The organism is Paraburkholderia sp. BCC1886 (genome assembly GCF_900996245.1).
Lineage (GTDB): Bacteria > Pseudomonadota > Gammaproteobacteria > Burkholderiales > Burkholderiaceae > Paraburkholderia.
Genome location: NZ_CAAJGK010000086.1, coordinates 1 through 567, shown reverse-complemented (window position 1 = coordinate 567; position 567 = coordinate 1). Strand labels below are relative to the sequence as shown.

The window sequence follows — 567 nt, the reverse complement described above, 5'->3', positions numbered from 1 at the left end:
GCGCCACCGCGACGTTCTCCAGGTCGATCGAGCTGATCCACTCGCCGCCCGACTTGATCACGTCCTTGCTGCGATCGGTGATCTGCAGGAAACCGTCGGCATCGATGGTGGCGACGTCGCCGGTGGGAAACCAGCCGTCGACCAGCGGCGAGCCGCTGCCGTCGAAATAATGCTCGACCACCCAGGGCCCGCGCACCTGCAGCTCGCCGAACGCGATGCCGTCCCAGGGCAACTCGCGGCCATCCTCGCCGACGATGCGCATGTCCACGCCATAGATCACGCGCCCCTGCTTCTCCAGCGAGCGGCGCCGTTCGGTCTCGTCGCGCTGCGTCTGCTCCCAGGTCAGCCGCGCCAGAGTGCCGAGCGGCGACATTTCCGTCATGCCCCAGGCGTGGATCACCTGCACGCCGTAATCGTCCTCGAAGGCACGCAGCATGGCCGGCGGGCAGGCCGAGCCGCCGATCACCGTGCGCTCCATGGTCGAGAAGCCGGCACCCGATTCGCGCAGGTGGTTGAGCAGGCCCAGCCAGACCGTCGGCACGCAGGCCGAGCAGGTCACGAGTTCGG

The 567-nt window shown here is 68.4% G+C and carries 1 protein-coding gene; it reads right to left on the bottom strand.

What is annotated here, in order from left to right:
* Positions 1–567: AMP-binding protein (locus FQ746_RS28530; protein ID WP_144113154.1), on the bottom strand; the 567-nt coding region annotated here is incomplete at both ends.